The 26,036-nt window shown below is 71.8% G+C and carries 23 protein-coding genes; 10 read left to right on the top strand and 13 right to left on the bottom strand.

What is annotated here, in order from left to right; all coding sequences use genetic code 11:
- Nucleotides 1-32 precede the first annotated feature (32 nt).
- Complete coding sequence (locus ACQP1V_RS15800) at nucleotides 33-842, bottom strand: CoA transferase subunit A (RefSeq protein WP_387411205.1); 810 nt, start codon at nucleotides 840-842, stop codon at nucleotides 33-35.
- A gap of 96 nt (nucleotides 843-938) precedes the next feature.
- On the opposite strand from ACQP1V_RS15800, the gene ACQP1V_RS15795 reads away from it, so the two are divergent.
- Nucleotides 939-2,576: an IclR family transcriptional regulator domain-containing protein gene (locus tag ACQP1V_RS15795; RefSeq protein ID WP_433423466.1), complete on the top strand. Its 1,638-nt coding sequence runs from the start codon at nucleotides 939-941 to the stop codon at nucleotides 2,574-2,576.
- 134 nt (nucleotides 2,577-2,710) lie between these two features.
- A complete protein-coding gene (locus tag ACQP1V_RS15790) occupies nucleotides 2,711-3,223 on the top strand; it encodes a hypothetical protein (protein ID WP_433423463.1) in 513 nt (170 codons plus the stop codon).
- Between the two features lie 10 nt (nucleotides 3,224-3,233).
- Here ACQP1V_RS15790 and ACQP1V_RS15785 read toward each other — a convergent pair whose 3' ends face one another.
- Nucleotides 3,234-3,818 carry a mycothiol-dependent nitroreductase Rv2466c family protein gene (locus tag ACQP1V_RS15785; protein WP_433423460.1) on the bottom strand — a complete coding sequence of 195 codons (585 nt, stop codon included), beginning with the start codon at nucleotides 3,816-3,818 and terminating at the stop codon, nucleotides 3,234-3,236.
- Between the two features lie 344 nt (nucleotides 3,819-4,162).
- On the opposite strand from ACQP1V_RS15785, the gene ACQP1V_RS15780 reads away from it, so the two are divergent.
- Both ACQP1V_RS15780 and ACQP1V_RS15775 read left to right on the top strand, forming a co-directional pair.
- The gene (locus ACQP1V_RS15780; RefSeq protein WP_433423457.1) at nucleotides 4,163-6,430 is read left to right on the top strand and encodes a glycosyl hydrolase family 18 protein; all 2,268 of its coding nucleotides are present in this window, start codon (nucleotides 4,163-4,165) and stop codon (nucleotides 6,428-6,430) included.
- Between the two features lie 123 nt (nucleotides 6,431-6,553).
- Nucleotides 6,554-8,947 carry a Tex family protein gene (locus tag ACQP1V_RS15775; protein ID WP_433423454.1) on the top strand — a complete coding sequence of 798 codons (2,394 nt, stop codon included), beginning with the start codon at nucleotides 6,554-6,556 and terminating at the stop codon, nucleotides 8,945-8,947.
- A gap of 63 nt (nucleotides 8,948-9,010) precedes the next feature.
- Here the strand turns inward: ACQP1V_RS15775 and ACQP1V_RS15770 are convergent, their stop codons facing one another.
- The gene (locus ACQP1V_RS15770; protein WP_433423451.1) at nucleotides 9,011-9,835 is read right to left on the bottom strand and encodes an aldo/keto reductase; all 825 of its coding nucleotides are present in this window, start codon (nucleotides 9,833-9,835) and stop codon (nucleotides 9,011-9,013) included.
- Between the two features lie 47 nt (nucleotides 9,836-9,882).
- Entirely contained in the window at nucleotides 9,883-11,094 is a 1,212-nt protein-coding gene (locus ACQP1V_RS15765) for an MFS transporter (RefSeq protein WP_433423448.1), read from the bottom strand.
- Between the two features lie 168 nt (nucleotides 11,095-11,262).
- On the opposite strand from ACQP1V_RS15765, the gene ACQP1V_RS15760 reads away from it, so the two are divergent.
- On the top strand, nucleotides 11,263-11,730 hold the full coding sequence (locus tag ACQP1V_RS15760; RefSeq protein WP_433423446.1) for a MarR family winged helix-turn-helix transcriptional regulator: 468 nt from the start codon (nucleotides 11,263-11,265) through the stop codon (nucleotides 11,728-11,730).
- A gap of 25 nt (nucleotides 11,731-11,755) precedes the next feature.
- Here the strand turns inward: ACQP1V_RS15760 and ACQP1V_RS15755 are convergent, their stop codons facing one another.
- A complete protein-coding gene (locus ACQP1V_RS15755) occupies nucleotides 11,756-12,208 on the bottom strand; it encodes a winged helix-turn-helix transcriptional regulator (RefSeq protein WP_433423443.1) in 453 nt (150 codons plus the stop codon).
- 125 nt (nucleotides 12,209-12,333) lie between these two features.
- Between ACQP1V_RS15755 and ACQP1V_RS15750 the strand changes: the two genes are divergently transcribed.
- Nucleotides 12,334-13,506 (top strand): thiolase family protein, encoded by a 1,173-nt coding sequence (locus ACQP1V_RS15750; RefSeq protein ID WP_433423441.1) that lies wholly within the window; start codon nucleotides 12,334-12,336, stop codon nucleotides 13,504-13,506.
- Nucleotides 13,507-13,510: 4 nt separating this feature from the next.
- Here the strand turns inward: ACQP1V_RS15750 and ACQP1V_RS15745 are convergent, their stop codons facing one another.
- Entirely contained in the window at nucleotides 13,511-13,765 is a 255-nt protein-coding gene (locus ACQP1V_RS15745) for a helix-turn-helix domain-containing protein (protein WP_433423439.1), read from the bottom strand.
- 63 nt (nucleotides 13,766-13,828) lie between these two features.
- Between ACQP1V_RS15745 and map the strand changes: the two genes are divergently transcribed.
- Nucleotides 13,829-14,608 (top strand): type I methionyl aminopeptidase, encoded by a 780-nt coding sequence (gene map, locus ACQP1V_RS15740; protein WP_433423437.1) that lies wholly within the window; start codon nucleotides 13,829-13,831, stop codon nucleotides 14,606-14,608.
- 36 nt (nucleotides 14,609-14,644) lie between these two features.
- Here the strand turns inward: map and ACQP1V_RS15735 are convergent, their stop codons facing one another.
- The 6 genes from ACQP1V_RS15735 to ACQP1V_RS15710 form a co-directional block, all read right to left on the bottom strand.
- Nucleotides 14,645-15,754, bottom strand: a complete 1,110-nt coding sequence (locus tag ACQP1V_RS15735; protein ID WP_433423435.1) for an MBL fold metallo-hydrolase — start codon at nucleotides 15,752-15,754, stop codon at nucleotides 14,645-14,647.
- 104 nt (nucleotides 15,755-15,858) lie between these two features.
- The gene (locus tag ACQP1V_RS15730; RefSeq protein WP_433423432.1) at nucleotides 15,859-17,013 is read right to left on the bottom strand and encodes an alpha/beta hydrolase family protein; all 1,155 of its coding nucleotides are present in this window, start codon (nucleotides 17,011-17,013) and stop codon (nucleotides 15,859-15,861) included.
- Nucleotides 17,014-17,025: 12 nt separating this feature from the next.
- Nucleotides 17,026-18,444, bottom strand: coding sequence for a S41 family peptidase (locus tag ACQP1V_RS15725; protein WP_433423430.1), 1,419 nt, complete (start codon nucleotides 18,442-18,444; stop codon nucleotides 17,026-17,028).
- Nucleotides 18,441-19,487 carry an ABC transporter permease gene (locus ACQP1V_RS15720; protein WP_433423427.1) on the bottom strand — a complete coding sequence of 349 codons (1,047 nt, stop codon included), beginning with the start codon at nucleotides 19,485-19,487 and terminating at the stop codon, nucleotides 18,441-18,443. Before ACQP1V_RS15720 ends, ACQP1V_RS15725 begins: the two co-directional genes overlap by 4 nt.
- Nucleotides 19,484-20,374, bottom strand: a complete 891-nt coding sequence (locus ACQP1V_RS15715; RefSeq protein ID WP_433423424.1) for an ABC transporter ATP-binding protein — start codon at nucleotides 20,372-20,374, stop codon at nucleotides 19,484-19,486. The genes ACQP1V_RS15720 and ACQP1V_RS15715 overlap by 4 nt, the downstream gene beginning before the upstream one ends.
- Nucleotides 20,371-20,763 (bottom strand): GntR family transcriptional regulator, encoded by a 393-nt coding sequence (locus ACQP1V_RS15710; RefSeq protein WP_433423422.1) that lies wholly within the window; start codon nucleotides 20,761-20,763, stop codon nucleotides 20,371-20,373. Before ACQP1V_RS15710 ends, ACQP1V_RS15715 begins: the two co-directional genes overlap by 4 nt.
- Before the next feature lie 410 nt (nucleotides 20,764-21,173).
- Here ACQP1V_RS15710 and ACQP1V_RS15705 point away from each other — a divergent pair, with 410 nt between their 5' ends.
- Entirely contained in the window at nucleotides 21,174-21,539 is a 366-nt protein-coding gene (locus ACQP1V_RS15705) for a DUF5335 family protein (protein WP_387411180.1), read from the top strand.
- A gap of 66 nt (nucleotides 21,540-21,605) precedes the next feature.
- On the opposite strand, the gene ACQP1V_RS15700 is transcribed toward ACQP1V_RS15705, so the two are convergent.
- A complete protein-coding gene (locus ACQP1V_RS15700) occupies nucleotides 21,606-23,891 on the bottom strand; it encodes a heavy metal translocating P-type ATPase (protein WP_433423418.1) in 2,286 nt (761 codons plus the stop codon).
- A gap of 272 nt (nucleotides 23,892-24,163) precedes the next feature.
- Here ACQP1V_RS15700 and ACQP1V_RS15695 point away from each other — a divergent pair, with 272 nt between their 5' ends.
- Entirely contained in the window at nucleotides 24,164-24,904 is a 741-nt protein-coding gene (locus ACQP1V_RS15695) for an HAD family hydrolase (protein WP_387411177.1), read from the top strand.
- Between the two features lie 102 nt (nucleotides 24,905-25,006).
- Nucleotides 25,007-26,035, top strand: a complete 1,029-nt coding sequence (locus ACQP1V_RS15690) for an ROK family protein (protein ID WP_433423415.1) — start codon at nucleotides 25,007-25,009, stop codon at nucleotides 26,033-26,035.
- Nucleotide 26,036: the final 1 nt, after the last annotated feature.

The following is a 26,036-nucleotide window of genomic DNA, read 5'->3' as shown; positions in this document are numbered from 1 at the left end:
CGTCCAGTCCGGCGCGGCGTTCGTCGTGTCGCTCACGATGCCTCCAGCACGTGCTCGCGCATCCAGGCCAGGAACGCCTCACGGTCCCGGGAGATGGGGTCCCACGCCTGGTAGAACTCGTTGTCGCGGACCGAGTAGCCCGCCGCGTACGACGGGTGGGCGCCGTTCGGCACGTGGGCCACGGCGCTCACCGTCCAGCTCGGCAGGACCACGGCGTCCGGCATCGGCTCCAGCTCGTCGACGATCTCCTCCACGGTGACCAGGACCCGGTCGGCGGCGAGCGCGGCCTCCTTCTGCACGCCGACGAGCCCCCAGAGCTGGACGTTGCCCGCGCGGTCGGCGCGCTGCGCGTGGATGACCGTGACGTCGGGGTTCACCGCGGCGACGGCGGCCAGCTCCTCGCCGGTGAACGGGCAGGTGACGGTGGCGATGGTCGAGGAGCGCTTCGGCAGGTCGCTGCCCCGGTAGCCGCGCAGCACCGCGAACGGCAGCCGGGACGCGCCCGCGACGTAGCGGTTGGCCATGCCCGCGTGGCTGTGCTCGTCGAGCTCCAGCGGGCGCGGCCAGCCGTTCTCGACCGCGTCGCGGAACCGGTGCAGTGAGCCCACCCCGGGGTTGCCGCCCCAGGAGAAGACCAGGCGTCGCGCGACGCCCATGCCGATGAGCTGGTCGTAGATCACGTCGGGGGTCATGCGGACGAGGGTCAGGTCGGTGATGCCCTGGCGGATGATCTCGTGCGCGGCCGCGAACGGGATCAGATGGGTGAAGCCCTCCATGGCGACGGTGTCGCCGTCATGGATGAGGCCGGCCACGGCGTCACGCAGACTCCGGATCTCTGCCATCGCTCCTCGGGTTGTTCGCAGGGTTGTTCGCCCGGTGAACTTTCGTTCATAATTGACTTGCCAGGAGTTTCCTCCCGCCTACGAACGGATGTCAAGATGGATGTCGTCGGGCCGCTCGAACGAGGGCTGGCCGTGCTGCGCGTCATGTCGGCGCCCGGTGGGCACCGGATGCGTCCGAGCGAGCTCGCCCGAGCCACCGGACTCGCCCGCTCGACCGTGGACCGCGTGGTCGCCACCCTCGTCCACCTCGGCCATCTGCGCGAGATCGACCGCGAGGTCGAGCTGGCCCCGCCGCTGATGGAGCCGGGCAACGCCTACCTGGCCGGCTGCGGCATCCCGGACGCGCTCGGACCGGTGGCCGAGCGGCTGGCCGACGAGTTCGACGAGTCCGTCTCCGTCGCGGTGCCCGACGGCGACGGCGTCAGGTTCGTCACCCAGATCACCCGCCGGCGCACCATGTCGCTGGCCTTCCGCATCGGCGACCTGCTGCCCGCCGAGCGATGCGCCCCCGGCCCGCTCTTCGCCACCGAGTGGGACGAGGCCGCCCGGGCGGCCTGGCTCGCCCGGCGCGCGTCACCGGAGCGCTTCCCCGAGCACTTCCCCGCCGTGCCCGCGCGCCCGCCCGTCGAGGCGGAGGAGTTCGACCGCCGCGTCGCCCACGCCGCCGCCGACGGCTGGGCGGCCGACGACCAGCTCATCGAGCCCGGCCTGATCGCGGTGGCCGTGCCCGTGCGCGGCCCGTCCGGGCGGGCGGCCTGCGCGGTCAGCGTGGTGAGCCACACCAGCAGGCACACGGTCGCCTCGCTCGCCGAGGCGACGCTCCCCCGGCTACGCGAGGAGGCCGGCGCCATGGAGGCGGCCCTCGCGCGCGTCCTGGCGGAGCGAGCCTCCGGCGGGCCGGGCGCGGCGGCCGCGCCCCCGGCCGGGGCGGACCCTGCGCGGACGGCCAAGCGCGAGCTGGGGCCCGAGTTCCTGCAGTCCCTGGCCAGGGGGCTCACGGTGCTCTGCGCCCTCGACGGCACGCGTTCGCTGTCGGAGGTCGCCGAGAGCACCGGCCTGGCCCGGGCGACCGCGCGGCGCGCGCTGCTCACCCTGGAGCACCTCGGCTACGTCGAGCACGCCGGACGCGACTTCCGGCCGCTGCCCCGCGTACTCGAACTCGGATACGCGCACCTGTCGTCGCTCGGCTTCGCCGAGATCGTGCAGCCGCACATGGCCGACCTGGTCCGGCGCACGCACGAGTCGGCGTCCATGGCGGTGCTCGACGGCGACGACATCCGCTACGTCGCGCGCGTGCCGGCCTACAAGATCATGAGTGTCGACATCACGGTCGGCACCCGGCTCCCCGCGTACGCGACCTCGATGGGGCGGGTGCTGCTGGCCGGCCTCCCGCACACGGAGCGGGCGGCGCGGCTGGCCGGCGCGGACCCGCGCCCCATCACCGGGCGGACCGTGACCGACCCGGCGGAGCTGGCGACGATCGTCGAGGGGGCGGCCGAGCAGGGGCACGCCTTCGTGGACGAAGAGCTGGAGGAGGGGCTCCGCTCGCTGGCCGTCCCGGTCAGGGACCGCGCCGGCCAGGTGGTGGCCGCGCTCAACGTCGCGACCCACGCGGCGCGCGGCCCCGTCGAGGAGACACTCGCGGCGCTGCTGCCCCCGCTCACCGAGACGGCCTCCCGGATCGAGGCGGATCTGCGCGCGGTGACCCGGGGCCGGCGGCTCCGCCTCCCCTGAGCGCCACATGTCGCTGACAGAAGGTAATTGAATCGATACTATTTGTAGTTATTCGTCGCCTTGCCGACACTGCGTGAGGGTACGGACACTGGGATCACCACGGCAAAAACGGTGCGCCCCCGGGGGTGGTCCTGGTGCACGAGCACGACGGATTCAGCGCGAACGAGAAATGGCCGTTCGAGTGCCTGCGCTGCTGGCTCATCTGGGAGGAGGAGTACGTCGTCCGACGCCTCTCTGACGGGCACGGCAACGACGTCGTCGTGTGGCTGCGCGGCGACCTCCCCGTCCAGTCGCCGTGGGCCGGGACGATCTGCCCCAACTGCGGGTGCGGCAGCGTCACCACCTTCCCCGCCGGCTATCTGGCGCACCACGCGGAGATCGCCGCCGCGGCCGGCGTGCCGGCCGTGCCGGTGACCCCGCACCGGCCGGAGCGGGACGAGCGGACCACGCGACCCGCCGAACGGCCCGCGCGGTCGGCGTGGGCCCGGCCGCCGGCCCCCGCCCGGCAGGCCGGACCGGCCGGAGACGGGCTCCGGCGGGCGGCGCGGGTGCGTCACCGGCCCGCGTACCTGCTCGGCACCCTGCTGGCGATCTCCCTCCTGGTCTTCATGACCCTGGAGTTCTACCGCAAGGTGCGCGTCCACTGAGCGGAGCGCGTCACCCGCGTCCGCGCTTGACCTCGAAGAAGATCGGGCTGCGCAGCAGCGGCTCGATGGCGTCCCACAGAGCCAGGCCGTCCTTCTCTCCGGGGATCTCGGACAGGATCGGCCCGTGCAGGCCCCGCTCCGCCCCTTCCAGGATGATCACGGGTGAGCCGATGTCCGGCCCGGCCGAGGAGAACGCGCGGTCGTGGGCGGCGCGGACCGCCGCGTCCCACGACGGGTCGTCCAGCGCGGACACCGCGTCCCCCACCCCCGCCGCCCGGGCCGCCTCAGCCACGACCTCGTCGGTCAGCGGAGCCCCGGTCTCGTGCACCCGGGCGCCGAGCTCGGCGTAGAAGGCGGCGGCCCCTTCGCCGCGGCCGCCCGCGTGCAGCGCCTCGACCAGCCGCAGCGCACGCGCGGAGGCGGCCATCGGCGCCCGGTACGCCTCCGGGATCTCCTTGCCCTCGTTCAGGACGGCGAGGCTGAACGACCGCCATTCGACGTCCAGCCCGCGCGCCTCGGCGACGTTCGCGAGCCAGCGCGACGCGCGCCAGGTCCATGGGCAGACCGGGTCGAAGTGGAAGGTCACGTCGGCCACAGGGTGGTCCTTTCGCTCATGTCTCCAGTGTCTCTCCGCGTGTCTCCGCGGTGACGCCGCCGGGATCGACGCCGGCGACCGAAGGATGGTCCCACGCCCCCTGACCGCGGGTTCACCCCGGGATATTGACGCGCGATCTCGCCGAGGGTAGTTTCACGAGAAATTAAAAGGAAAGCTTCCTAATAGTAATACGGAAACCCGCAGGCGGGAGCGCACCCGTGCCGAGAACACCACCCGGCAATGCCGATCCGTACTCACCCCCACCAATCGACGAGAGCTCCCCGCCTCGTCACGCGTCCATCGCACCCCCCAACCCCCATCAGCCCACCGGACGTGGAGCACGCATGAAACGCACCATCATCCCGGCACTTCTGGCGGCGGCGGGCTCGCTGCTGCTCCCCCTCGCGATCGCACCGCCCGGCGCCCAGGCGGCGGTCACCACCCCGATCCGGGTCAACGCGAACGGCCCGGCGTTCACCGACGGCTCCGGCAACGCCTGGTCGGCCGACAAGGCCTACGCCAGCGGAAGCTGGGGACACGAGACGCTGTACGGGTCCGGGTCCGCCTCCGGCACGATCGCGGGCACCTCCGACGGCGCCCTCTACCAGACGTACAACCTGTTCAACGGCTGGACGGGCTACAAGTTCGACGTCGCCGACGGCACGTACACCGTCAAGCTCCGGATGGTCGAGGACTGGGCCAACGCCGCAGGTCAGCGCAAGTTCGACGTGCGCACCGAGGGCGTCAACGTGCTCACCGGCTTCGACATCTTCGCCTCCTGCGGGCGGCTCACGGCCTGCGACCGGACCTTCACCACGACGGTGACGGACGGCCAGCTCAACGTGCAGTTCAACATGAACGGCGGCAGCAACTACGCCACGGTGTCGGCCATCGAGGTCACCGGCGGCACCGGCGGCGGCGACACGACACCGCCCACCGCGCCGGCCAACCTGAAGGTCACCGGCACCACGACCACGACAGCCGCACTGTCCTGGACCGCCTCCACCGACGACGTCGGCGTCACCGGCTACGACATCTACCGGGGCGCCACCCTCGCCGGCACCTCGACCACCACCACCTTCACCGACACCGGCCTCACCCCCGACACCTCGTACACGTACACGGTGAAGGCGCGGGACGCGGCCCAGAACGTCTCGCCGGCCAGCAGCCCGGTCACCGCGACCACGAAGAAGGACACCGGCGGCGGAGACACGACGCCCCCGACCACCCCGGCCAACCTGAAGGTCACCGGCACCACGACCACGACAGCCGCACTGTCCTGGACCGCCTCCACCGACGACGTCGGCGTCACCGGCTACAACGTCTACCGGGGCGCCACCCTCGCCGGCACCTCGACCACCACCACCTTCACCGACACCGGCCTCACCCCGAACACGACGTACACGTACACGGTGAAGGCCTTCGACGCCGCGCAGAACGTGTCCCCGGCGAGCAACCAGGTGTCGGCCACCACGCAGAAGGACGGCGGCGGCACCGGCGGCAACAAGCTGATGGGCTACTTCATCCAGTGGGGCGTCTACGGCCGCAACTACCACGTGAAGAACGTCGAGACCAGCGGCTCCGCGTCGAAGCTCACCCACATCAACTACGCGTTCGGCAACGTCACCGGCGGCCGGTGCGCCATCGGCGACAGCTACGCGGACTACGACAAGGCCTACGACGCGGCCGGCAGTGTGGACGGCGTGGCCGACACGTGGGACCAGCCGCTGCGCGGCAACTTCAACCAGCTCCGCAAGCTGAAGGCCAAGCACCCCGGCCTGAAGATCCTGTGGTCGTTCGGCGGCTGGACCTGGTCCGGCGGCTTCGGCCAGGCCGCGGCCAACCCGGCCGCGTTCGCCGACTCCTGCTACAACCTCGTCAACGACCCCCGCTGGGCCGGCGTCTTCGACGGCATCGACATCGACTGGGAGTACCCGAACGCCTGCGGCCTGACCTGCGACAGCAGCGGACCGGCGGCGTTCAAGAACCTGATGGCCGCGCTGCGCACCAAGTTCGGCCCGAACGCCCTGGTCACCGCGGCCATCACCGCGGACGCGTCCGACGGCGGCAAGATCGACCTGGCCGACTACGCGGGCGCCGCGCAGTCCGTCGACTGGTACAACGTCATGACGTACGACTTCTTCGGCGCCTGGGACGCGAAGGGCCCGACCGCGCCGCACTCGCCGCTGACCACCTACCAAGGCATCCCGAAGGAGAAGTTCGACACCGCCTCGGCGATCAAGAAGCTGCTGGACAAGGGCGTTCCGGCGGGCAAGCTGCTGCCCGGCATCGGCTTCTACGGCCGCGGCTGGACCGGCGTGACCCAGGCCGAGCCCGGCGGCACCGCCACCGGCCCGGCCCAGGGCACCTACGAGCAGGGCATCGAGGACTACAAGATCCTCAAGACCAGCTGCCCGTCGAACGGCACGATCGCCGGCACGGCGTACGCCAAGTGCGGCAGCAACTGGTGGAGCTACGACACCCCGAGCACGATCGCGGGCAAGATGAGCTGGGCCAAGGACCAGCGCCTCGGCGGCTCGTTCTTCTGGGAGCTCAGTGGTGACACCGCCAACGGCGAGCTGATCACGGCCATGAAGAACGGCCTCGGCTGAGCCGGCGCTGGGGGCGCGGCCTGCCTGACCCCGCGCTCCCGGCGTCCTTCTCCGTCCGCGTCGTACGGCCCTGCCTGGCCGTACGACGCGGACTGTCGGAGGCGTCGGGCAGAATAGGCGACCGTGACGACCTCTATTCAGCAGCGGATCGCCGACGAGCTCGGCGTGCGCGAGGCCCAGGTATCAGCGGCCGTCGACCTGCTCGACGGCGGCGCGACGGTGCCGTTCATCGCCCGCTACCGCAAGGAAGCGACCGGCATGCTCGACGACGCGCAACTGCGCACCCTCGAGGAGCGGTTGCGCTACCTGCGCGAGATGGAGGAGCGCCGGGCGGCGATCCTGGAGTCGATCCGCTCCCAGGGCAAGCTCGACGAGGCCCTCGAGGCGCAGATCATGGCCGCCGACTCCAAGTCACGGCTCGAGGACATCTACCTCCCCTACAAGCCCAAGCGGCGCACCAAGGCGCAGATCGCCCGCGAGGCGGGGCTGGAGCCGCTGGCCGACCAGCTGCTGGCCGACCCGACGCTCGACCCGCACGCGAGCGCCGAGGCCTTCGTCGGCGAGTCCGTCGCCGACGCGGCGGCGGCGCTCGAAGGTGCCAGGGCGATCCTGGTCGAGCGGTTCGCCGAGGACGCCGACCTCATCGGCGAGCTGCGCGAGCGCATGTGGTCGCGGGGCCGGGTGGCCGCCGCCGTCCGCGAGGGCAAGGAGGAGGCCGGCGCCAAGTTCGCCGACTACTTCGACTTCTCCGAGCCCTTCACCAAGCTCCCCTCCCACCGCATCCTCGCCATGTTCCGCGGCGAGAAGGAGGAGGTCCTGACCCTCACGCTCGACCCCGAGGCCGAAGAGCCCAACGGGTACGAGCTGCGCATCGCGCAGCGCTTCGGCATCCGTGACCAGGGGCGACCGGCCGACCGCTGGCTGTCCGACACCGTCCGCTGGGCGTGGCGCACCCGCGTCCTCGTCCACCTCGGCATCGACCTGCGCACCCGCCTGTGGCAGGCGGCCGAGGAGGAGGCGGTCCGCGTGTTCGCGGCCAACCTGCGCGACCTGCTGCTCGCAGCGCCGGCCGGCACCCGGACGACCATGGGTCTCGACCCCGGCCTGCGCACCGGCGTGAAGGTGGCGGTGGTCGACGCGACCGGCAAGGTGGTCGCCACCGAGACGATCTATCCGCACGAGCCGAAGCGGCAGTGGGACCAGTCGCTCGCCGTCCTCGGGCGGCTCGTCCAGCAGCACGGCGTCGAGCTGATCGCCATCGGGAACGGCACCGCCTCGCGGGAGACCGACAAGCTCGCCGGCGAGCTGGTCAAGCTGATGCCGGGGCTGACCAAGATCGTGGTCTCCGAGGCCGGGGCGTCGGTCTACTCCGCCTCCGCCTACGCCTCGCAGGAGCTTCCCGGCCTCGACGTGTCGCTGCGCGGCGCGGTCTCGATCGCCCGCCGCCTGCAGGACCCGCTGGCCGAGCTGGTCAAGATCGATCCGAAGTCGATCGGCGTCGGGCAGTACCAGCACGACCTGTCCGAGGTGAAGCTGTCGCGCTCGCTCGACGCGGTGGTGGAAGACTGCGTCAACGGGGTCGGCGTCGACGTCAACACCGCCTCGGCCCCGCTGCTGACCCGCGTCTCGGGCATCGGCTCCGGGCTGGCCGAGAACATCGTGGCCCACCGCGACGCCAACGGCCCGTTCCGCTCCCGGCGGGCGCTGAAGGATGTGCCGCGGCTCGGTCCGAAGGCGTTCGAGCAGTGCGCGGGCTTCCTGCGCATCCCCGGCGGCGACGACCCGCTCGACGCGTCGAGCGTGCACCCGGAGGCCTACCCCGTCGTCCGGCGCATCCTCGACTCCGCCGGGAGCGACATCAAGAACCTGATCGGCAACACCGCCGCGTTGCGGGCCGTCGATCCGGCCCGGTTCGTGGACGACACCTTCGGCCTGCCGACCGTGACCGACATCCTCAAGGAGCTGGAGAAGCCGGGTCGCGACCCGCGTCCGGCCTTCAAGACGGCCACCTTCAAGGAGGGCGTCGAGAAGATCTCCGACCTCAAGCCGGGCATGGTGCTGGAGGGCGTGGTCACCAACGTCGCGGCCTTCGGCGCGTTCGTCGACGTCGGCGTCCACCAGGACGGCCTGGTGCACGTCTCGGCCATGTCCAGCAACTTCGTGAAGGACCCGCGCGACGTGGTGAAGCCCGGCGACATCGTCCGGGTGAAGGTGCTCGACGTCGACATCCCGCGCAAGCGCATCGGTCTCACCCTCCGACTCGAGGACGAGACCCCGGCGCGCGGCGACCAGCGCCAGGGCGACCGCGGCGGCCGTCGGGACGGCAGCCAGCGGGACGGCAGCCAGCGGGACGGCAGCCAGCGGGACGGCGGCCAGCGGGACCAGGGCGGCCGGTCCCGCCAGGACCGCGGCCGGTCGGGCCGCGGCTCGTCGGGCGGGTCCGGCGGCCGGGGCTCCGCCGCCCCCGGCGGCGCGATGGCCGAGGCGCTGCGCCGCGCCGGTCTCACCGACCGCTGACGGAGGCCACCGGGCCGGCTGATCGAGTCGGCCCGGTGCCGTGCGGGTCAGACACCGGCCGGGTCAGTTGAAGGTGTCGGGGTCCGGGCCGGTGCGCAGACCCCGGTCGAGGCTCGTGACGGCGGCCATGTCGGCGTCGGTGAGCGCGAAGCCGAAGACATCGAGGTTCTGCCGGATGCGGCCGGGGGTGACGGATTTGGGGATCACGATGTTGCCCGTCTGCAGGTGCCAGCGCAGCACGACCTGCGCCGGGGTGACGCCATACGCCTCGGCCACTCTGGCGATCGCCTCGTCCCCGAGGACCGCGCCCTGAGCCAGGGGGCTCCAGGCCTCGGTGGCGATACCGTGCTCGGCGTGGAAGGCGCGCAGCGCGGTCTGCTGAAGGCCGGGGTGCAGCTCCACCTGGTTGACCGCCGGGGTGATGCCGGTGTGCTCCAGGAGCCGCCGCAGGTGGGGGATCTGGAAGTTCGAGACGCCGATGGCGCGGGCACGACCGTCGGCGAGGATCTTCTCCAGCGCCTTGTAGGTCTCCACGTACAGGTGGCGGGCCGGGGTGGGCCAGTGGATGAGGTAGAGGTCGACGTGGTCGAGGCCGAGCCTGTCCAGGGAGGCGTCGAACGCGGCCAGGGTCTGGTCGTGGCCCTGGTCCTCGTTCCACAGCTTGGTCGTGACGAACAGCTCCTCGCGGTGGAGGCCGGAGGCGGCGATGGCCTTGCCGACACCGCGCTCGTTGCCGTAGATCGCGGCGGTGTCGATGCTGCGGTAGCCGGCCTCCAAGGCGCTGGTGACCGCGGCGGTGGTCTCCTCGTCGGGGACCTGGAAGACGCCGAAGCCCAACTGGGGCATGGTCACACCGTTGTTGAGCGTCACGTTCGGCACGGAAGTCATCAGGGGTCCTTTCTTTGGTGCTGCCTTGACAGGGCGGGTACGGGGGATCAGGAGCGGACTGCTCCCACCGCGGCGGGATCGAGGTTCGCCGGGGCGGAAGCCGCAGTGGTGCGGATGGGCCGCAGCTCGAGCCGGCGTGAGATGACGGCCAGCACCAGGGCGGCGGCGGCCAGGATGGCCCCGACGGCGTTGGGCGCGCTGTAGCCGAGGCCGGCGGAGATCACCAGGCCGCCGAGCCAGGCGGACAGGGCGTTGCCCAGGTTGAAGGCGCCGATGTTGGCCGCCGAGGCCAGCGTCGGCGCGCCGTGGGCGTGGTCCAGGACGCGCTTCTGCAGTGGCGGGACGGTGGCGAAGCCGAGAGCGCCGATGAGGAAGACGGCCACGACGGACGCGGCCTTGCCGGAGGCCAGGAAGGTGAACAGCAGCAGGACCAGGGCCAGGCCGCCCAGGGCGGTGTAGAGCATCGGCATGAGCTTGCGGTCCGCGAAACGGCCGCCGATGAGGTTGCCGGCCACCATGCCCAGCCCGAAAACCACCATCAGCCAGGTGACGGAGGATTCCGCGAAGCCACTGACCTCGGTCATCATCGGCGCGATGTAGGTGATCGCGGCGAACACGCCTCCGAAGCCGAGGACCGTCATGGCCATCGCCAAAATGACCTGGGTGTTCTTGAAGGCGGCGACCTCGTGCCGCAGCTGTACTCCATCCGGCTTGGGTACGTCGGGTACGAGCTTGGCGACGCCGGCCAGGCCGAGTACGCCGAGGGCGGCGACGATCAGGAAGGTCACGCGCCAGCCGGCGTTCTGGCCCACGAACGTGCCCAGGGGCACGCCGACGACGTTGGCCACGGTCAGGCCGGTGAACATCATCGAGATGGCGCCGGCCTTCTTCTCCGGCGCCACCAGTTCGGCGGCGACGACGGAGCCGATGCCGAAGAAGGCGCCGTGGGCCAGTGAGGCCACCACTCGGCCGATCAGCATGACGGCGAAGACCGGGGCGACGGCAGAAATGAGGTTGCCGAGGATGAACAGGCCCATGAGCAGCATGAGCATGTTCTTGCGAGAGATCCTGGTGCCGAGGACGGTCATGATCGGTGCGCCGATCATGACGCCGAGGGCGTAGCCGGTGACCAGGAAGCCGGCCGTCGGCACGGACACGCCGAGGTCCGCGCCGACCTGGGGCAGCAGCCCCATGATCACGAATTCCGTGGTGCCGATTCCGAAGGCCCCTATGGCCAGGGCCAGCAGTGCGAGCGGCATGACGAGGGTCCTTTGACATGCAAGGTGAAGTTGCGCGAGCTCTTTACAAGCGTCGACAATAATTGCACACGCCGACTAATGGCAAACGCGGGTATAGTGAAGTCCGTGATGCGGCGGCAGGTCTCCGGCTACGCCTCCGCTCGCACGACCCGACCGAGGGAGCCGCTCATGACCGCCACCGACCCGGCGATGACCGCACTGGCGCACGGTTGGTCGGCGCTCTCGCTGCTGCACGGACGCATCGAGAGCAGGGTCGAACGCGCACTCCAGGCCGAACACCAGTTGAGCGCACGCGAGTACTCGCTGCTGGACGTGCTGAGCCGCCAGCACGACGGCGAGGGCGGACACCTGCAGATGCGGCAGGTCGCCGACTCCGTCGTCCTCAGCCAGAGCGCCACCACGCGGCTGGTGACCCGGCTGGAGGACCGCGGGCTGCTCTCGCGCTACCTGTGCCCCACCGACCGCCGCGGCATCTACACCGACGTCTCCGGCGACGGCCTGCGCCTGCTGGAGGAGGCACGTCCCACCCACAACGCCGCCCTGCGCGAGGCCCTCGACCAGGCAGCCACCGATCCCGTGCTCGCGCCCCTGGTCGATGCCGTCCGGCAATTGCAGGGCGGCGCCCAGCCGGCATGACCCGCCCCCGCGGGCGATAACGCCATCAGTCGACGGCGCCGGCCGCCGTCCAGCCGGGGACCTGGAACCGCGCGGTCATCGACTCTTTCACGACCGGCTCCCGGCAGGCCCCGCAGACCACCACGGGGTCGAGTTCGGCGCCGCAGGAGTGGTCGAGGATCACGGGCGGGACGTCGGCGAGGTGCCGGTCGCCCCAACGCTTCAGCATGAGAAGCACCGGCCGCAGCTCCTGGCCCGCCTCGGTCGGGCGGTACTCGAACCGGCGCGGCCGCTCACTGTAGGGCACCTTCTCCAGGACGCCGGCCTCGACGAGACGGCGCAGGCGCGCGGCGAGGATGTCGCGCGGGGCGCCGATGTTCCGCGCCATGGCGTCGAAGCGCCGGACGCCGAAGAAGACCTCGCGCAGCACCAGCAGCGAGTACTTCTCACCGATCACGCTCAGCGCGTCGGCGATCGAGCAGGGGCGCGCTCCCGTCATCCCCGACCGTCCTTTCCGCGATCCGACGCGTGCCGCCGCCACCGTACGGCACCCCGTTGGTTTTTCCAACCTACCGGGTTACAGTGCATCCAGTTTTCCAACTGATAGCTGATAGGAGGTCCGCGATGCGCGACGCCGTCATCGTGGAAGCCGTGCGCACCCCGATCGGCAAGGGCAAGCCAGGAGGCGCCCTGTCGTCGGTCCACCCGGTCGATCTGCTCGCCCACACGCTGCGCGCCCTCGTCGAGCGCGCCGGGGTGGATCCCGCCGCCGTGGACGACGTGATCGGCGGCTGCGTCGACCAGGTCGGCGAGCAGGCCATGAACACCACCCGCTACGCCTGGCTCGCCGCGGGCTTCCCCGACTCGGTCCCCGCCGTCACCGTCGACCGGCAGTGCGGCTCCTCCCAGCAGGCGGTGCACTTCGCCGCCCAGGGGGTCATGTCGGGCGCGTACGACCTGGTCGTCGCGTGCGGCGTGGAGTCGATGAGCCGGGTGCCGATGTGGTCGAACGTGCCGCCCGGCGCCGACCCGTTCGGTCCCGCGCTCGCGACCCGCTTCCCCGACGGCCTCGTGCCGCAGGGGATCAGCGCGGAGCTGATCGCCGCCAAGTGGTCGATCAGCCGCGAGGAGATGGACGCCTTCGCCGTCTCATCCCACCGGAAGGCCGCCGCCGCACATCGAGACGGGCTGTTCGCCGGCGAGGTCGTCCCGTTCGACGGCCACGACCGGGACGAGTCCGTACGGCCCGGCACCACCGAGGAGATCCTCGCCGGGCTCCGGCCCGCGTTCGCCGATCCCGGGTACGCCGAGCGCTTCCCGCAGATCTCCTGGTCGGTGACGGCCGGGAACACCAGCCCCATCAACGACGGGGCGGCGGCCGTGCTGATCGCCGGGGCCGACACCGCGGCCGCGCTCGGCCTGCGCCCGCTGGCCCGGCTGCACAGCTTCGCGGTCACCGGCTCCGACCCGCTGCTGATGCTGACCGGGGTCATCCCCGCCACCGAGAGGGTGCTGCGCCGGGCCGGCCTGCGGCTCGACGACATCGACCTGTTCGAGGTCAACGAGGCCTTCGCGTCCGTCGTCCTCGCCTGGCTGCGCGACACCGGCGCGGACCCGGCCAAGGTCAACGTCAACGGCGGCGCCATCGCCCTGGGTCACCCGCTCGGCGCCAGCGGCGCCCGCATCATGACCACGCTTGTCAACGCGATGCGGCAGCGCGGCGCGCGGTACGCCCTGCAGACCATGTGCGAAGCGGGCGGCCTCGCCAACGCCACCATCCTGGAGAGCTGCCGGTAGCGGCTCAGGCGGCGCGGTCCTGGGCGCAGACCTCGGCGAGCACGTCCAGGGAGACGTTCAGGACGGCGGCGAGCGCCGCGATGGTGAAGAAGGCCGGCGTCGGCACCCGACCGGTCTCGATCTTGCGCAGCGTCTCCGGGGACAGGCCGGCGGCGGCGGCCACCTCCACAATGCTCCGCTCGGCCCGCGCCTGCCGCAGCAGGGTGCCCAGGCGGTTGCCTCGTTCGTGATCAAGCTCGGTCAGCGGCGGTCGCACCATGCGCAGATCCTAGCAAGCGTGATAACAATACCGGTATTGTTATTCGAAAACTGGGAGGGTCGCATGGTCGAGATCAAGACCGAGGGAGAACTGACCGTGATGCGCGAGGCGGGCAGGGTGGTCGCCCGCGCGCTGGCCGCGGCACGGGAGCTGGCGGTGCCCGGAGCGGCGCTGAAGGATCTGGACGAGGCCGCCACCACGGTCATCCACGAGTCGGGCGCCACATCCGCCTTCCTCAACTACAAGCCGCACTTCGCGCCGACCCCGTTCCCGGCGATGATCTGCACGTCGGTGAACGACAGCGTCGTGCACGGCATCCCGGACGGCTACCGCCTGCGCGAGGGCGACCTGCTGAGCGTGGACTGCGGCGCCTACCTGGACGGCTGGGCCGGGGACGCGGCCGTCAGCATCGTCGTCGGACAGTCCGATCCCACCGCCTCCGCCGCCGACCTGGCCCTCATCCGGACGACCCAGGCCGCGCTGGACGCGGCGATCGCGGCCGCCGTGCCGGGCGCGCGGCTGGGCGACATCGGCCACGCCGTCGCCACCGTGGGACGGGCCGCCGGATACGGCATCCTCTCCGACTTCGGCGGCCACGGCGTCGGCCGGCACATGCACGAGGACCCGCACGTCCCCAACGAGGCCCGGCCGGGACGCGGCATGGTGCTGCGGCCGGGCATGGTGCTGGCCATCGAGCCGATGTTCATCTCCGGCGGCCGGGACCAGTACCGCGTCGCCCCGGACGGGTGGACGCTGCAGAGCGTGGACCGCAGCCGGGCCGCCCACGTGGAGCACACCGTGGCCGTCACCGAGAACGGCCCCAGGGTGCTCACCCTGCCGTGACGGCCGCCGCCGACCCCCCGGGCGCGTACGGACGGGTCAGCCGACCGCCTGCCACCAGGCGTCGACCGCGGGCGGCCGGTCCACGCTGATCCGCTCCCCCGGCCGGGGGACGGCGATCCGCAGGCCGCGGTCCTTCGCCTCACGCCACAGCCGGTCGACCGGCTCCGCCCAGCCGTGGAAGGCAAGGACGAAGGTGGCCCAGTGGACCGGCACGAGCAGGTCCCCGCCGAGGGCGAGGTGGGCCTCGACCGCCTCCTCCGGCGTCATGTGGATGTCGGGCCAGCTCGGGCTGTACGCGCCGATCTGCATGAGCGTCACGTCGAACGGCCCGTACTGCGCGCCGAGCCGGGCGTAGCCGTCGAAGTAGCCGCTGTCGCCGGTGTAGAAGACCTTGCGGCGCTCCCCGGCCAGCACCCACGAACCCCAGAGGGTCGGGTTGCGGGAGAAGGCGCGGCCGGAGAAGTGGCGGGCCTCGGTGAGGGTGACGCCCAGCCCGGCGATCGTGAAGGTCTCGTCCCAGTCGAGCTCGACGATCCGATTCGCGGGCACGCCCCACCGGTCGAGGTGCGCGCCCACTCCGAGCGGCACGAGGAAGGGCGCCACCTGGGTCCTGGTCAGCGTACGGACCGTCGCCATGTCGAGGTGGTCGTAGTGGTCATGCGAGATCACGATGGCGTCCAGCGGCGGGAGCTCCTCGGCCGGCACGGGCGGCGGGTGCAACCGCTTCGGGCCGGCCAGGGGCGCCGGCGAGCACCGGTCGCTCCACACGGGGTCGAACAGCACGCGACGCCCCTCGATCTCGACGAGGGTCGTGGCGTGGCCGTACCAGACGATGTCCAGATCGGACTCGGCGGCGGCGGACGGGACGAGCACCGGCACCGGCCCGGCCGGTTTGCGCCGCGGCCCGCTCGCCATCATGTCGCGCAGCAGCCGGCCGCCCTGCCCCGGCGTGGCGACCACGACGGGCGAGGAGTTGGCGAAGGCGGCGCCGGTGAAGTGCGGCGAGCGGCGCATCCGCGCGGCCCGCTGGCCCGAGGGTCTGCCGCCGAGCGCCGCCGGGACCTCTCTCAGCGCCCATCCGGCCGCGGCGACGGCCGCCGCCCCGGCCAGGATCGCCCCCATACGCAACGCTCGACTGCCCGCCATCTACGCCCCTCCCGTCGCCCTGCGCCGGGACTGCCCGGCCCCTGGATCAGGGTAGCCAAGCCGTTCGGCCGGCGGACGACTCGCGCAGAGGGCGCCGCCGGGCCTCAGGACTGACCGCAGGTCGCGGGGCAGAATTCGACCTCGGGGTAGCGTGATGACGGCTTGTCCAGGAGGGGCTGCCGCTTGGACTTCAGGTGTTGGTCGAGGAAGGCTGCCACGTAGGTGCGGGTGAGCTCGGCGGCGCGCGCCGCGGGCAGAACGCCGTAGGCGGGCTTGATGCCGAGGGCCTCCGCCAGCAGCGGGCCGTCGGTGAAGGACTGGTGTTCGGCGCCCGTCAGCACGATCCAGCGCTTCCACCCGGTCAATAGCTTCCAGTCGCGGTCCCACGTGGGGGCGGCGCCGCCGGGGACGTGCTGCGCAGAGCCCAGGAACATGAACGGCCGGGAGAACCCGTTCTTGGGGATCCGGGCGTAGGTGGTGCCGTCCATGTCGATCCCGGCGCGGAGCCGAGAGTCCTTGATCATGGCCGCCATGGCGCCGGCCCCGCCGATCGACTGGCCCGCCATCGCGATTTTGGAGCGGTCGATCAGGCCGGCACCGTCCCACTTCGTCGTCAGCTGGTCGAGCACGAAGGAGACGTCGGCCGCCCGGCCCGTCACCACCCCGGTGCCGAAGCCCGGGTCGGTGTCGCTGTCGCACGCGAGGCATTCGGCGACCTGCCCGTCAGCCAGGGTCGTGGCGTAGCTTTCGTAGGTGTGGTCGATTCCGGCCACCACGTACCCTCGGCTGGCCAGATCCTCGGCCAGGGACGTGAGCGTGCTCATCGGCCTGGTGAAGCCGGGAGAGAGCACCACCAGCGGCAGCTTGCGCCCCGAGGGTTTCGCGTCTTTGACGGCGTTGGTTCGAGTCTTGCTCAGCGTGTCGTCCGGCACGCCGCCGATCCCCCACCCCCTCAGGACGAGCTCCGACTCTTCCGGCGACATGTACGGCGCCTTCTGCCCGTCGCGCTGCTTGGTCGGGTACCACAGGGTGACCTTGAGCTCCCTGGCGTCGACGTCGAGGTTCCAGGGATCGGGACGGGAGGTGTCCTTCATATGCAGGGCGGTGGTGCCGACCGGATGGGCGCCGGTGGGTGCGGGCAGGGTGGCGGGGCCGGTCGGCGTGGCCGACGGGACGGCGGAGCGGGGCGGCGTGGGTGCGGAGCAGGCGGACGCGGCCAGGACGACCAGTCCCGCGGTGACCGCCAGGATCTGTCTCATGGAGAGGTCCATTCACTTGTTCAGCAAGGTAAGGGCCTTGGCCAGGGCGGGGTCGCGCCCGGCGGCCGCGTCCTTCGGGGTCAGGGGCACATAGTGGTCGGGGGGCACGCCGATCCGGTCGATCACCTCGCGATCGGGCCCCAGGTGGTGCCTGGTGGGGAAGCCCAGCATGGTGTTGTTGCTGAGCAGGTACCCCTGCGCCGGGCCGGAGACGACGCCGGCGGTTCTGGTGCCGACCAACTGGCCGATCCGCAGGTCCTGGACCGCGGAGCTGAAGTGCTCGCACGCCGAGGCGCAGCTGCGGTCGGTGAGCACCATCAGCGGCAGGTCGAGCAGTTCGACGGTGTCGTCGGTCCGCAAGGCTTCGCACGTGCCGTCCACGGTGCACAGGTAGGCGGTGGCCTTGCCGTGGACGAACGCGCTCAGCAGCCGGATCGCCTCCGTGGGGCTGCCGCCGCCGTTGCCGCGCAGGTCCAGCACGACGCCGGTGAGCGTCCGGCCGGTGCGCAGCCTGGAGATCGCCTGGAGAACCCTGTCCGCAGAGTCGGGAGCGAACCCGCGCATCCGTACATAGGCGATGCTGTCGTCCAGGAGCTTCGACTGCACCACTTGCAGGGCGGCCAGATCCCGCTGGAACAGGCCGGGCTTGAGCGTCACGCTCCAGCGGCGGCCGGTGCTCTGCCGCAGGAGCCGCAGCCGGACCGGGCGCGCTTGCGGGTACTGCGGGTAGAGGGCGGCGATCGCGGGGGTGGGCTTGGCGTCGATGAAGGGCGCCGATCCGTTGATCGATTCGATGATGTCGCCCGGGCGCACTCCGGCGGCCTGCGCCGCGCCGCCCTCCACCGTGGTGACGAACAGCGGGGGAAGGGCGGCGCCGGGGTTGCCGAGCACCTGGGGGCCGTTGATGTTCGCCTGAAGACCCAGGCCGTAGCCGTCACCGTCGTAGTAGTCGGGCGATTGCTTGATGTCGTGCGCCCAGGAGGCGTGGTTGTCGCCGAGGTCGGCCACGATGCCCTCGAGAGTGACGACGGCCAGCCGGTCGCGCAGGTCCGGCACCTGATCGGTGATCTTCCGGTAGACGGCCTCGAAAGCGGCCCAGTCGGCCTTCCGGTCACCGGTCAGCGCCGGCATGGTGGCCTCGGGCACGTCGCGCCCCTTGCGGTTGAGCTCCTGGGTCAGGGCGACGAATCCGGCGGTCAGCAGCGAGCGGTCGTCCAGCGTGGCGCCGCTGTAGTAGTTGCCGAGTACGCAGAAGTACGCCTGCTCGACGACGTCGATCGTGGTGGCCGTCTCCGCCCCCGGGGGCCCTTGGGGCGGCGCGCAGACTGTACTGGCTGCCGTGCTCGCCTGGCCGCGCGGCGCCGTCGGCGCCGCGCAGGCCGCGGCCAGCAGGAGGGCGAGCCCGGCGGTAGCGGTCCTGATGGCGGTCATGACAGGCGCCTGCGGATCCACCAGAAGCAGAACCACGTGAGGCCGAGGGCGAGCAGGGCGTAGATCCCGGTCTCGATCCACTGGAAGGGCCAGAAGCGCTCAAGGGGCTGGTAGGTCACCTGCTGCCGGTAGCCGAGCCGGTTGATCTCGACCGCGCAGCTGTCCCCGGCGCCCGCCGACGGTGCGCAGGGGCCCGACGTGGTGGAGACCTGGGCGGTGGCGAAGCCGCCATCGGTGCCGATCGCACGCCCGGATGGATCGACCAGGTTGGCGGACAGGACCCAGGCGCCCGCGTGACCGGGAACGGCCGACCTCAGGCGAATCTCCACATATCCACCTCGGTCCCGGTTTATGCCGATGCTCTCCACGTTCGTCTTGCCGAGCTCAAAGGTCGAAGTGATCGGGGGCATCAGGTGGGGCCGGACCAGCAGCGGCATGGCAAGTTGGAACGCGGCGAAGACGGCCAGCGTGAGGGCCATGGCGGGCAGCGTGCGGCGCACCAGCATGCCCACGGTCACGCCGAGGATGAAGGTGAAGGCCGCGTACCCCATCGGGGCGATGCCGCGCGCACCGAACACCAGGGGAGCCATCAGGGCCAAGTTCTCAGCGGCTGATTTGTCCAGAGGATCGGACCACCAGGTCACCATGAGGCCGCACAGGCCGGCGACGGCCATGGCGGTCAAGCCCATGAGCCCGAGCTTGACCGCCAGCCAGCGGCCGCGGGTGACGCTCTGGTTCCACACCATCAGGTGCGTGCCCGCCTCCAGCTCGCGGGTGATCAACGGTGCTCCCCAGAAGAGCCCGGCGAGGGCGGGCAGGAGCAGCACGACGAGAGTCAGGGCCATGAACGGGGTCTCGTGCCCGCCGAAGAAGTGGTCGTAGAAGCGGTCGCAGGTGTCGTCCTGGGTGCAGGCTGCGATCCCGGCGGAGTAGTCGGAGGCCAAGCCGGGGCCGGTCAGGGCCAGGACGACGGCGAGAATGATGAGTACGGCGGCCATCGACGCGGCCGAGACGCGGAACTGGCGCCAGGTCAGCCAGATCATCGCTGCACCTCCAGCGTGACTCGCCGGTTCTCGGCGGTGCGCTTGTCCATGTAGGCCAGGACGAGGTCCTCGAGGCTGAGCTGGGTGACCGTCCAGGCGGGGTCGTGGATCGGGGCGTCGGTACGGATCACGAACGTGCTCTGCCGGTCGGTGTGGCGTGCGGAGACCACCTGCTGGTCGGCGGGCAGCCGGTCGGGATCGCGGCGCGGGCCGGTGAGCCGGTGGTGGGTGGCCAGCAGCTTGTCGACCTCCCCGGCCACCTGGACGCGGGATTCGGCGAGCACGATCAGGAAGTCGCAGACCCGTTCCAGGTCGGAGACCAGGTGGGAGGAGAGCACCACGCTGAACTCGTGCTCGACCGTGGCTTCCATCAGCCCCTGCATGAACTCGCGACGGGCCAGCGGATCGAGCGAGGCGACCGGCTCGTCCAGGATCAGCAGCTCGGGCCGTTTGGCCAGGCCCAGGGTGAGGGCGAGCTGGGCGCGCTGGCCGCCGGACAGCTTGCCCGCCCGGTGGGTGGGGACGAGACCGACCCGCCTGATCCGTTCCCGCGCCATATCGGCGTCCCAGCGGGGGTTGAGCCGGGCGCCTAATCGCAGGTGTTCGGCGACGGTCAGCCCGGCGTAGACGGGGGTGTCCTGGGCGACGAACCCGACCCTGGCCAGTTGCGCGGGTGTGCCCCCGGGCCGGCCGCCGAGCACCGAGATGTCGCCCGCCGTCGGTTCGAGCTGGCCGCCGGCCAGCTTCAGCAACGTAGTCTTGCCGGCTCCGTTGGGGCCTACCAACCCGACGACGTGGCCCGCCGGGATGTCGATGGTGCACTCGCGCAGCGCCCAGCGCTTGCCGTACTTCTTGCTCAGTCCCTGAGCCTGCAGGACAGCGGTCACGCTATGTCCTCCTGAGAGGCGGTCCGAAAGGTGGTCATGAAAAGGGCCTCGATGCTTTCGTCGTCGAGGCCGGCCCGGCGGGCCTTGGCCAGCCAGCGCCGCAGTTCCAGCCGCAGCGGGCCGAGTGCCGCCAGCGAGGTGCCGGCGAGGGTCGCGGCCACGAACGTCCCCACCCCCGGCCGGGCGGCGACCAGGCCCTCGTGCTCAAGCTCCCTATAGGCCTTGAGCACGGTGTTGGGGTTGATCGCCAGCTGCGCCACGACCTCCTTGACGGTCGGCAGCTGGTCGCCCTCGCGCAGCAGGCCGAGTCGTAGGGCATGCCGTACTTGCTGGACCAGCTGCAGATATGGCGACACACCCGACCTGCTGTCCAGATGGAACTCGATCACCAGATAACTCCATTTATCTAGACTGCTAGTACTTTAGGGTCCTGAATGTTAAAGGATCATAAGGATCGCCGCTTCGGGTATCGCCCGGCGACCCTCGAAGCGGTCCATCGCTCCTCCGCCCGACTGCAGCCTGCGCCGGTCCGCGAGGGCCGCGACCCCACCGCGCACGTGGCGGGATCTGTGGACGCTGTGGGGCTGGGCTGTATTTCTCCGCACTCGGCCCGTTGACGGTGACGCGGGAAGGGACGGCGCCCGACCTCGGCGGAAAGCGGGTCAAGGCCCGGGGTGGCGTACGACTCCCGGCGGTGATGAGCGCCGACCGTTTCTGACCGAGTCCTACTCGATCGGGTGATGTGACGGCCCCGAGGCGGTGATCAGCATGAAGTGAGGCGAGCCGAAGGAGCCAGGACATGACCCAGCAGCAGGCCGACCTCCCCCGCGCGGAGTGGCACAACTTCTTCGAGAAGCTGACCAAGGACTACGAGGGCGCCTCGGTCACCGTCGAGGTGCTGGACCGCACCTTCGGCGACCAGACGGAGGCGGCGAAACTCCCACTCGCCTACCTGGAGTACGACGAGAAGGACGACTGCTTCTCTGTCGGGCTCGGCGGGCGTGACGGCAAGTACCCGGTGGTGTTGCGGCACGCGATCAACCACCCCCGGAGGATCCAGACGACCTCGTCGATCCCGGGGACGCCGTGGGCGCTGGACATCGAGGACGGGGAGGGGAACCAGACACTGGTGACCCTGCACAACCGCCCCTCCATCAGCGAATGACAGTGCCGACGGGGCCGCGCGCCCCGTGATCGCGCGAAGCGATCAGTCGCCGCATCGGTCGCTGCATCAGTCGCGGCCGCTCGTCGCGAGGGAGAAGTACGCCTCCTCCTCCTGCGCGAAGTGCAGGGTCAGCACGGCGTACAGCCCGTACAGGCAGGCCCGCAGGTCGTCGAGCTGCTCCGGGTGCGGGCCGCCGGGCTCGGCGAGCTCGATGTGCCGGCCGAGCCGCGTGACCAGCCGGTCGATCTCGGCGTGCGCCCTGCTCATCGTCACCGTCGCCTCCGAATCGCCGAGCAGCTCACCCATCGCCGGGTAGAGCCGCTCCTCCTCGTCGTGCTCGTGCGGAAGCAGGTCCTCGGTGAGGAAGTCGTGGACCCTGCGGAGCTCGGCGAGGGTGCCCGGAGCGGGCGGCGAGGTGAGCGCGTTGGCGACGTCCCTGATGCTCTCCAGCGGCGGGCGCAGCTCGGCGTGCTCGCTCTCGAACCGCCGCAGCAGGGCGTCCGTCCGGCCGCTCACCCGCTGCCGCGCCCCCAGGCCGGGCGCGAGCGCCCGCAGCGCGTTCAGGATGACCGCGACGTCGATGCCCTCCTGCAGCAGGGCACCGCCCGCCGGAGGCAGGAAGCCGAACGCCGCCACGATCATGGCCGCCAGCGAGAGCCCGATGCCCACGCCCGCGCTCTGCACGGCGATCCGCCGCGAGCGCCGGGCGACCTCCATCGCGTCGGCCAGCCGGTCGATCCGGTCGGTGGTGAGCACCACGTCGGCGGCCTGGGCCGAGGCGCCGGAGCCGCGGGCGCCCATCGCCACGCCCACGTCGGCGGCGGCGAGCGCCGGCGCGTCGTTGACGCCGTCGCCGACCATCGCGGTCGTGGCTCGCCGCACCTCCTCCCGGACCCCCTCCACCTTGTCCGCCGGGGAGCGCTCGGCGAACACCTGGTCGATGCCGAGCACGGTCGCGACGCTCTCCGCGACCTCGGCCCGGTCGCCGGTGAGCATCACCACCCGGTCGATCCCGGCCGAGCGCAGCCGCCGCAACGTGCGTCCGGCGTCCCCGCGCACCTCGTCCCGCAGCAGGATCACGCCGGCGACCGCGTCGTCCACGCTCACCCACACCGTCATCGCGCCGTCGAGCGCCGCCCTGGCCCGCTGCGTCTCCTCCCACTCCGACCGCGACGCCGTACGGGCCTTGCCGACCCGGACCTTGGCGCCCTCGACCAGCGCGCTGGTCCCGCTGCCCGGCTCCTCCCGCACGTCACCGGGCACGGGGAGCTCCAGCCCCCGCTCGCGGGCGGTGCGGACGATCGCCGAGGCCAGCACGTGCGACGACATCTGGTCCACCGCCGCCGCCAGCCGCAGGACCTCGTCGCGGGTCCGGCCGGGCGCGGGCACGACGTCCACCACCTGCGGCCGGCCGACGGTGAGCGTCCCGGTCTTGTCCAGCACCAGCGTCCGGGCCCTCCCGAGGGTCTCCAGCGCCCCGCCGCCCTTCACCACCACGCCGTGCCGTGCCGTACGGGACAGGCCGGACGCGATGGCGGCGGGCGCGGCGAGCAGCAGCGGGCAGGGGGTGGCCACGACGAGCACCGCGACCGCGCGGACCGGGTCGCGGGAGACCAGCCAGGCCAGCCCGGCGACCAGGAGGGTCGCGGGCACGAACCAGGCCGCGAACCGGTCGGCGAGGCGCACGATCGGGGCGCTGTCCGCCTCGGTCTCGCGGGCCAGCCGGACGACGCCGGTGTACGTGCTCTCGGCCGCGGTCACGGTCGCGCGCATCTCGAACGCCCCGCCCGCGTTGACCACACCGCTGGGCACGCTCTCCCCCTCGGGGTGCTCCACCGGCAGGGACTCGCCCGTCAGCGCCGACTCGTCGAGCAGCGCCACCCCGCGCCGCACGACGCCGTCCACCGGGACCGTCTCGCCGGTCGGGACGAGCAGCAGGTCGCCGAGCCGCACCTCGTCCACGGGGATGACGTGCGGTGTGCCGTCCTCGTAGCGGCGGGCGGTGCGCGGCGCGCGCTCGTACAGGGCCGTCAGGTCCCGGCGGGCCCGGCGCAGCGCGTAGTCGTCCAGGATCTGGCCGGTCGAGAGCATCACGCCGATCAGCGCGCCGGCCAGGTACTCCTGTACGGCGAGCGCCCCGCCGAGGGCGAGCACGGCGATGGCGTCGACGCCCAGCCTGCCCCGCCACAGCGCCGAGACCAGCCACCAGGCGGCGGGGAGCAGCGCGGCGAGCGTCCCCACGGCCCACGCGATGTCAGCCGCGGCGACGGCGCCGAGCAGCCACAGGGCGCCGCCCCCGAGCAGCGCGCCGATCGTGACGACGAGCAGTGCGACGAGGCCGTACCGTCTCACGTCCGTTCCCCTCCCCGCGAAAAGGCCGCTTCCTCCCACTCTGACCCTTCGTGTTCGGACGGACCAGGGCGACCCGGCCCATGGACGGCGGGACATTCGGTCCGACGATCACGGACTTTCGGCCTTTCCGGGGCGAGGGCAGGAGATGGTGGGGTGGGTCATGGCCGCCATGGAGCCGTCCCCCATGATGGAACGGTCCGGTGGGTGCCCATCCGATCCGGACTGGAGAGGTCCGTGTTCACTCCACGATCCAGCACGGAAGGGACGACGTCATGGCGGCCATCGACCTGACCTCGATCAGCGCGGCGATCTTCGACACCGACGGCGTCGTCACCGACACCGCCCGTGCGCACGCGGCGGCCTGGAAGCACGTGTTCGACAGATTCCTGCACGGCCGCTCCGAGCCGTTCGACATCCGCGACGACTACTTCCGCCATGTGGACGGACGGCCCCGGTTCGACGGCATCCGCACGTTCCTGGCCTCCCGCGGCCTGAGCCTGCCCGAGGAGGGCCCGCCCGGCATGCCGAGCGTTCGCTCCCTCGCCGCCGAGAAGGACGACCTGTTCCTCGCGCATCTGCGGCGGCACGGGGTGGCGGCCCATCCGGGTGGCGTGGCGCTGCTGCTCGAACTGCGGCGGCGCGGCGCGCGGATCGCCGCCGTCTCCGCGAGCCGGCACTGCCGCGGCGTCCTCACCGCCGCCGCGATCCGTCACCTGTTCGACGAGGTGGTGGACGGCGAGGACGCCGCCCGGATCGGCCTCCCCGGACGCCCCGACCCGGCGCTGTTCGTCGAGGCCGCCCGCCGCCTGGGCGTCCCCCCGGAGCGGACCGCCGTGCTGGAGAGCACGCTGCCCGGCCTGGAGGCGGCCCGGCGGGGCGGTTTCGGCCTGGTGATCGACGTGGACCGGGACGGGAGGCGGGTGGACCTCCCGGCGGGCCCCTCGGCGGACATCGTCGTCTCCGGCCTCGACGAGCTGTCGGTGACCGGCCGGGTCCCCGTGACCGCCCGCTGACCGGCCCTATCCGCTCAGCTGATTGCCCGGCGGGGGGTTCTTTCGACGGTCGTTGTCGCAATAGTCTTCGCACGGACAAGCGAAGGCAAAGGAATCTCCCGCATGGCAGATGCAGAGTCGTTCGTCGTCGTCGGCCTCGACAACGGCGGCACCAGCAACAACGCGACCGTGCTCGACGCGTCGGGTCGTTTCCTGGTGGACCGGCTGGTGGAGACCCCGAGCATGGTGCGCGAGGGGCCCGAGGTGGCGGTGGAGCGCCTCGCCGACGCGATGGAGAACGTGCTCCGGCTGGCCGGAGTCGCCCGCTCCCGCGTCCGCGCCGTCGGGCTGGACACCCCGGGCCCGGCCAGCGCGGACGGCGTCATCTCGTCCAAGGGGGCGACGAACTTCTCCGAGCCCCCCTGGCACGGCTTCGACTTCCGCGGAGCGCTGGAGGCGCGGCTGGCGCTCCCGGTCGTCTACAACAACGACGGGAACGCCGCCGCCCTGTACGCGCATCACATGCGCTTCGGGGCCGCGGCGCACGAGCACTCGTCGATCTCGGCGATCGTCGGCACCGGCCTCGGCGGCGGCGTCATCGAGAACGGCCGCGTGGTCAAGGGAGCCGCCGGGATGGCGGGCGAGCTGGGGCACGTCCACATCCCGCTGCACGGCCTCCTCGAGGACGGTCAGCCGCTCCCGGAGTGCAACTGCGGCTTCACCGGCGACGCGGAGAGCGTGGCGTCCCTGACCGGCATCGAGAAGAACCTGCTGCCCTTCTGGCTGACCCGGTTCCCGGACCACGAGCTGGCCTCCGTCGATCCGCCCGGGAAGGCCGCCAAGCTGCTGCGCGGCTACGGCGAGAACGGCGACCCGCTGGCGCTGAAGGTCTTCGGGCAGCAGGCGAAGGCGATCGGCCGGCTCTTCACGATCGCCGCCAACTTCACCGACCCCAGCGCGTACTTCCTGGGCGGCGGGGTCGTGGAGGCGGCGCCGCACTTCCGGGAGTGGTTCCTGGAGAAGGTGCGCGAGAACACCCTGCTGCGCGAGGAGCAGCGGCGGGTGGCCGTCGTGTCGCTGGTGGACGACCTCGACATGGCGGGCGCCCGGGGCGCCGCCCTCGCCGCGCTGGACGCCGTCGCCCGCGACTGAC

Source organism: Microtetraspora malaysiensis (assembly GCF_050947145.1).
Taxonomy (GTDB): domain Bacteria; phylum Actinomycetota; class Actinomycetes; order Streptosporangiales; family Streptosporangiaceae; genus Microtetraspora_A; species Microtetraspora_A malaysiensis.
The sequence above is the reverse complement of the archived record's forward strand: the minus strand, read 5'-3'. Positions and strand labels throughout refer to the sequence as shown.